The 6867-nt window shown below is 73.0% G+C and carries 4 protein-coding genes; 1 reads left to right on the top strand and 3 read right to left on the bottom strand.

The annotated features are described in order from the left end of the window. Positions 1-149 precede the first annotated feature (149 nt). Positions 150-1739 (top strand): FAD-dependent monooxygenase, encoded by a 1590-nt coding sequence (locus ACH4S8_RS40900; protein ID WP_398403654.1) that lies wholly within the window; start codon positions 150-152, stop codon positions 1737-1739. A gap of 231 nt (positions 1740-1970) precedes the next feature. Here the strand turns inward: ACH4S8_RS40900 and ACH4S8_RS40905 are convergent, their stop codons facing one another. From ACH4S8_RS40905 to ACH4S8_RS40915, 3 genes are all read right to left on the bottom strand, one after another. Continuing rightward, positions 1971-3575: an FAD-dependent oxidoreductase gene (locus ACH4S8_RS40905; protein WP_398403656.1), complete on the bottom strand. Its 1605-nt coding sequence runs from the start codon at positions 3573-3575 to the stop codon at positions 1971-1973. Between the two features lie 44 nt (positions 3576-3619). Continuing rightward, a complete protein-coding gene (locus ACH4S8_RS40910) occupies positions 3620-4651 on the bottom strand; it encodes a methyltransferase (protein ID WP_398403658.1) in 1032 nt (343 codons plus the stop codon). A gap of 415 nt (positions 4652-5066) precedes the next feature. Next, a complete protein-coding gene (locus ACH4S8_RS40915) occupies positions 5067-6587 on the bottom strand; it encodes an FAD-dependent monooxygenase (RefSeq protein WP_398403660.1) in 1521 nt (506 codons plus the stop codon). Between the last annotated feature and the right edge of the window lie 280 nt (positions 6588-6867).

Here is a 6867-nt window from a genome sequence, read left to right on the forward strand (position 1 = left end):
GGGGTCTGGACAGGCGGGCCGCGGGCGGTGGCGGACCTGGGGGCGCGGGCGCGGCCCGAGCGGCCCTCTAGGCGGGCCCTGTTCGCTGGCCGGGAATGTCCGGAACCGCATCGGGACGGAAACGGCATCGAGACGAGGGAGCACATCCGGTGGCGGAACAAACCGACGTACTGATCGTGGGCGGCAGCATGGTGGGCCTCGCCCAGGCGCTGTTCCTTGCCCGACAGGGCATCCGGCCGGTGCTCGTCGAGCGGCACACGCACATCTCGGCGCACCCGCGGGCCCAGGCGGCCAGTCCCCGCACGATGGAGCTGATGCGTGCGCTGGGCCTTGAGGAGAAGGTGCGCAGGCAGGAGAACCCGTATGCGCAGTACGGTGACATCCTGCAGGTGGAGTCCCTCACGGGTGTTGAACTGGGCCGTTTCGACGGGCCTTTCCGGCACGACCCGAACGAGGTCAGCACCACGGGCTGGACCCTGATCGGCCAGGACCGCTTCGAGCCGGTCCTGCGCGCGCGGGCCGAGGAGCTGGGGGCGGACATCCGTTTCGCCACCGAGCTGGTGAGCTGCGAGCAGGACGCCGACGGGGTCACCGCGGTGCTGCGGGAGCTGCGGCACGGCACCGAGACGACCATCCGCGCGAAGTACCTCGTCGCCGCGGACGGGTTCCGCAGCCCGATCCGTGAGGGGCTGGGCATCGGCACGCACGGCCAGGGCGTCTTCGGACGCCAGATGAACATCGTCTTCCATGCCGCGCTCGACGAGTACGTCGCCGGCCGCGAGTTCTTCCTCTGCTTCGTCAGCAACGACAGGGTCAAGGGCGTGCTGGGCCGGCTCGACGACGCGGGCCGCTGGGTGCTGGCGCCGAGCCTGCCGCCGCAGGAGACCCATGCCGAGTACTCCGAGGAGGACTGCATCGAGATGGTGCGGGCCGCGGTCGGCGTGCCGGATCTGGATGTGGCGGTGGAGTCCAGCAGCAGCTGGGAGATCGCGGCGCGGATCGCCGACCGGTTCCGCTTTGGCCGGGTGCTGCTGGCCGGGGACGCGGCCCATGTCATGCCGCCCACCGGCGGTTTCGGCGGCAACATGGGGGTGCAGGACGCGCACAACCTGGCGTGGAAGCTGGCGCTGGTGCTGCGCGGGCAGGCCGGAGCGGAGCTGCTGGACACCTACGAGGAGGAGCGGGTCCCGGTCGCCGAGTTCACGGTCGAGCAGGGGGTGATCCGCTACCTGCAGCGCAGCGGTCTGGACGAGGAGGTGGCGGCCCGGCACCGGCCGGAGACCACGGTGCTGTTCGGCCACGTCTACCGTTCGGGTGCGGTGCTGTCCGAGCCCGGCGGGGACGACGGCGCCCCGGTGGAGGACCCCACCCGGCCCTCGGGCCGTCCGGGCACCCGGGCCCCGCACATCGAGCTGCGCGAGGGCGGCACGGCCACCCCGCTGCACGACCTGCTGACGGGCGGCTGGCGGCTGCTGGCCGGTCCGGACGGCGGCCTGTGGGAGCGGGCCGCGGGCGGCGTGTCCCGGCTCACCGGGATCGACATCGCCTTCCACCGGGTCGGCGGCCAGGAGCCGGCCGAGGAGGCCGAGGAGTTCTTGAAGCGGTACGGGATCACCGCCTCGGGTGCCGCGCTCGTGCGCCCGGACGGATTCTTGGCCTGGCGTGCGGCCGAGCAGCCCGCGGACCCGGCGGTCGAGCTGTCCGCGGCCTTGCACCGGTTGCTGTCGCGCACGGTGTGAGCGGGCCGCCGGGCGCGAAACAATGTGGCGGGGCGCCCCCCCCCGGGGGGGGGGGCCCCCCCCCTTAGAGGCCCGCGGCCGGGGCGGGGGGCCGCGGGGGGGGGGGGGGGGGGCGGCGGGGCGGGGGGGGGGGGCGGGGGGGGGGGCGGGGGGGGGGGGCCCCCCCCCGGGGGGGCCCCCCCCCCCCGCGGGGGCCCCCCCGCCACACCGTTTTCGCGCCCGGGAGCCGGGTCAGTGCAGGGCGAGGATCTGGCGCAGCAGGCCGCTCACCAACTGGGCGACGTCTCCTTCGGGGCCTTTGCTCGAACGCCAGGCGATGAAGCCGTCGGGGCGGATGAGGACCGCGCCGCCGTCACCGATGCCGTAGCGCTCCTTGAAGGTGCCCTCGGTATCGGCGTAGTGGCCGCCCTCGCCGATGCCGCGGACGTTCAGGACCAGGCCGAGGTCGCGGGCCGGGGCGGCGGCCCGGTCCCACGGTGCGGCGGGGCCGGCCGTCAGCAGGGTGAAGCCGACCGGGAAGAGGTCGACGGTGGAGAACGGTCCGTGGTCACCCTCGACGACGACGTGCGGGGCGCGTGAGCCGGGCCGGCCGCTGGGCTTGTCCGGGTTCTCGGTGACGGTCCACAGCTGGGGGTCCTCGTCGCTGAACGCGCCCGCCGGATAGGCGTATCCGAAGGTCATCGTGGTCTCGTCGACCAGGTCCTTGGCGACGTCCTGGAACTGCTTGCCCTCGCGGACGGCGAAGCGCAGCATGGCCTGGCGCACCGTCTCCTCGGCGACCGGGCGGCGCTCGCAGTCGTAGGTGGCCAGCAGGTCCGCTCCGGCCTTGCCCTCCAGCACCAGGGCGAGTTTCCAGGCCAGGTTGTAGGCGTCCTGGATGCCGGTGCTGGCGCCGAAGGCACCGGTGGGCGGCATGACGTGTGCGGCGTCGCCGGCGACGAGGAAGCGGCCGGATGCGAACGTGTCGGCGACGCGCGCCGAGATGTCCCAGGCCGGCATGTCGACCGACTCGATCGTCAGCGGCAGGTCGGGGACGCCGACGGCGGCGCGGACCAGTTCGGTGCAGCGCTCGGGGGTGAAGTCCGCGGCGCTTTGGCCCTTGTCCGGGAAGAAGGAGACGTTGATGACCCACTTGCGGTCGTTGTCGATCGGGATGATCGTGCCGCGCACCGCGGGGTTGTTGACGTAGGCGGCGATGATCTTGCGGCCGCGCAGGGGTTCGGTCAGGTCGGCGTCGAAGAAGAAGCTGACCAGGTTGGTGATGGTGCCGCGGCCGTGGGCGCCGATGCCCAGCATCTCGCGGAGCGGGCTGCGGCTGCCGTCGGCGGCGACAACATACTGGGCGCGCAGCTGGGAGGTCGCGCCGGTGCCCACGTCGGTGAGGGTGGCGATCACGCCGTCGGCGTCCTCGGTGACGGCGTCGAGGCGGGTGTGGAAGCGCAGGTCGACGCCGACCTCCTCGGCCCGCTTGCGCAAGATGGGCTCGAGCTGGTTCTGGTCGATGAGGGTCCACTGCGCGGGGCTGATCCTGCTGATGTCCTCGATGGAGGCGTTGGGCATGCGGACCCGCTCGCTGCCGGCGAGGCTCTCCACGTGCACGAGGTCGGTGTTGCCGGAGATCGGTGAGCGTCCGGCGCGGACACGTTCCTCCATGCCGACGGCACGGTAGAGCTCCATCGTGCGCGGGTTGATGGCGCGGGCCTTGGGGTGGGTGGAGGTGGCGGGGTGGCGTTCCACCAGGGTCGCCTTGACTCCGTGGTGGGCGAGGAACACGGCGGCGGACAGGCCTGTGAGGCCGCCGCCGACGATGAGGACGGGCGCCTTCTCCTGGCTCATGGTGATTCCTTGGGTGGTCGGGGCGGGCGGCTGCGTGGGGCCGGTCATCGGGTCGCGGTCACCAGCGTGTGCGTGCCGAGCAGCGGCTCCGCGGTGACGGCGGTGAATCCGGCCCGGCTCAGCCAGGTGCCGACGTCGCCGGTGCGGTATTCGGAGCCGTCGGGGCTGACCAGGCGCATGTGCAGGCTGGACAGCAGGCGTTCGGCGCTGCGGCGCTCGTCGTCGATCATCCGGTCGTAGACCAGGATCTGCCCGCCGGGGTTGACGGACGCGTGGACGCGGCGCAGCAGTTCCTGGCGCCGGTCGGTGTCGAAGCCGTGCAGGATGTGGCCGAGCACGATGACGTCGGCCCGGGGGATGTCGTCCGTGAAGAAGTCGCCGCCGGTGAACTCGATGCGGTCGCCGAGTCCGAGGCGGGCGGTGTGTTCGGTGAACAGCGGGCGGGTGCGCTCGAGGTCGAACACCCCGGCTTTCAGGTGCGGGTGCTCCTTGACCAGGACCGAGGCGAGGTTGCCGCGCGCGCCGCCGAGGTCGACGAAGGAGGAGTGGCGGCTCCAGTCGATCCGGCCGGCGATCTCGATGCCCATCCGGTCGCTGTAGGCGTCCAGGCCGGCGAAGAAGCGCTTCATCTTCTCCGGGTCCTTGTGCTTGTCGCCCACGAAGCCGCCCTTGTCGGGGTCGAGGTGCTGCGGGGCCCCGGTGGTCAGTGCCTCGGTGAGCCGGCCCCAGGTGCTGTACAGGGTCTCGTTGGTCAGTTCGACGAACCCGCCGAGGTAGGCCGGGGTGCCCGGCACGAGGTAGGCCTGGGCCAGCGGCGTGTTGCCGTACCGGTCCCCGCTGCGCTCGAGCAGGCCCAGGCCCGCGAGTGCGTCGAGGAAGTCGGGGGCCATGCGCGGGTGCAGGCCGGTCGTGGCAACGATGTGGTCCGCTCGGGCCGGGCCGTCGGCGAGTGCGCCGAACACCTTGAGCGTCACCGCGCTGTGGAGCACCTTGGCCGCGCAGTCCGCGATGGTCAGCTTGATCAGCGGACCGGGGTCGACCGCCGCGGCTGTCGTACGGTCATCGGTCGTTGTCACGCGAGCCTCCTAGCAAGCCATGAGGACCGCTACGGTCCTGTCCCGACAATGGCCCGGGCGCGTGGAGTCCGGCTCGAACCGGCCTGAAGCGGGCCGGGCCGGGGCCCGGGCGCAGGAAGGGTTGCCCTCCCGCCGGGGAACGCCACGGTGGGAGGGCAGCCCTTCGGCCGTGGACCGCGCGCGGGGGATTCGCGCGATCAGGCCGCTCGGATAGACCGGACGGACCGGACGGACCGGATGGACCGGATGGACCGGATGGACCGGACGGACCGGATGGACCGGACGGACCGGGTGGACCGGGTGGACTTGCCGGCCGAAACGGCGGCGGCGGGTCCGGTCCGTGGGCCGTCGCCGCCGTGATGCGGGCAGCGGGGCCGGGGCACTGCGGCGCCGCGTGGCGGTGCGGCGGGCGGGTTCAGGGGCGGGTGGGGTCCCCGGCCCAGGCGGCCAGGGCCGTGCGCAGGCCGGCGGCGGTCTCGGCGGGCGAGGCGTCCTTGTCGGCGGCCCACGCGACGTAGCCGTCGGGGCGGACGAGCACGCCGGCGAGCTGCGGCTCCTGCGCGCACCGGGCGACGACGTGCCGTATCCGGCCGGTCCGGTCCGCTGTCGTGGCCCACTGCCCGTAGACCTCGGAGATCTCGGTGCGGCCGCCGAGTTCCAGCAGGGCGAAGGTGCCCTGGTGCAGGAGCTCGGGGAGGGTCAGGGTGCCGTCCGCGGTCTCCAGCGTCAGGTCGCGGGCGAAGTCGCCCAGCAGCCGGTGCTCGGGGCCCTGCAGTTCGTAGCGGACCGCCACGCCGCTGAGCATCTCGGCGACGTGCCGGTTGACCTGCTCCTTGGTCATCAGTTCCTGGAAGAGCTCACGCAGCTGGGTGACGTAGGGGTCGGGGTTCATCAGCGCGATCTGCGCGCGGGTGTTGGCCAGTACGTTGCGGGCCGGTGCCTGGCGCTCCTTGTCGTAGGTGTCGAGCAGGCCCTGGGGAGCCCACCCGTTGATCTGCGCGGCCAGCTTCCAGCCGAGGTTGAGGGCGTCCTGCAGGCCGAGGTTGACGCCCTGGCCGCCGACGGGGAAGTGCGTGTGCGCGGCGTCGCCGGCCAGGAAGATGCGCCCCTCGCGGTAGCGCTCGGCCTGGCAGGCGGAGTCGGTGAACCACGACAGCCAGCGCGGCTCGCTCGCGCCGAGGTCGTCCCCCCAGATCTCGCGCAGGCTGCCGGTGAACTCCTCCATGGTCAGCTCGGTGCCCGCCTCCTTGCCCTGCTGGAAGTCGAAGGTGGCGACGCGGTGGTACTTCTCGTCGAGCGGGACGCAGAACAGCAGGCCGCGCTCGGTGCGTTCCATGCCCATCGGCGCCTTCTCGCGGTCGGCGAGGACGACGTCGGCCAGGCGCGCGGTGACGCGGCCGCCGGTGCCGGGAAAGCCGATGCCCGAGGACTTGCGGACCAGGCTGCGGCCGCCGTCGGTGCCGACGACGTAGCGGCCGCGGAGGGTGTACGGGCCCTGGGGGCCGGTGACGTCGACCTCGGCGCCGTCCGCGTCCTGCCGGACGGCGGTGACCTCATGGCCGCGGCGGACCGGGACGCCGAGTTCCTGCGCGTGCTCCTCGAGCAGGCGCTCGGTGCGGGTCTGCTCGGACAGCAGCGCGTAGTTGTGGGCGCTGTCGAGCAGGGAGAAGTCGACCCAGACGTCGAGTCCGGCGAAGTGGCCGTTGTTCCACGAGCGGGCGCCGTCCTGGAATCGTGCGACCAGGCCGCGGCGGTCGAGCGACTCCAGCGAACGGGCGTGCAGACCGAAGGCCTTCGAGTGGGGGGTCCGCTCGGCGAGGCGCTCCAGGACGACCGGCCGGGCTTGGGCGATGCGCAGTTCGGAGGCGAGCAGCATGCCCACCGGGCCTCCGCCGACGATGAGGACGTCGAAATCGAAGTCCTTGGTGTTCGGCATTGCGGTCCTTCCAGGAATGGGGGTGGATCCGGATTCGAATGACGTGTGTTCAGGCGTGCGACATGCTGCTGACCTGCGTATGTCTCTGTGCCGGCCGGGTCTGTCGGTGTTCTCGCGCGGGCGTCGCGCCGGTGCGCTGCGGCGCCCACAACCCGGTGCCTGCGCGGACGGGCGGGGGGCCGGGGGGGGGGGGGGCCGGGGGGGGGGGGGGGGCGCCCCGGGGCCCGCCGCCAAGTTTGTGGGCCTAGGTTTTGTTGACGGTTGCCGCGGGGGCGGGTGG

This window comes from Streptomyces sp. NPDC021080, assembly GCF_044333225.1.
Classification (GTDB): Bacteria; Actinomycetota; Actinomycetes; order Streptomycetales; family Streptomycetaceae; genus Streptomyces.

Excerpts from the sequence above, each read along its gene's own strand:
- ACH4S8_RS40915 (WP_398403660.1), bottom strand. The coding sequence starts at position 6,587 with ATGCCGAACACCAAGGACTTCGATTTCGACGTCCTCATCGTCGGCGGA.
- ACH4S8_RS40905 (WP_398403656.1), bottom strand. The coding sequence starts at position 3,575 with ATGAGCCAGGAGAAGGCGCCCGTCCTCATCGTCGGCGGCGGCCTCACA.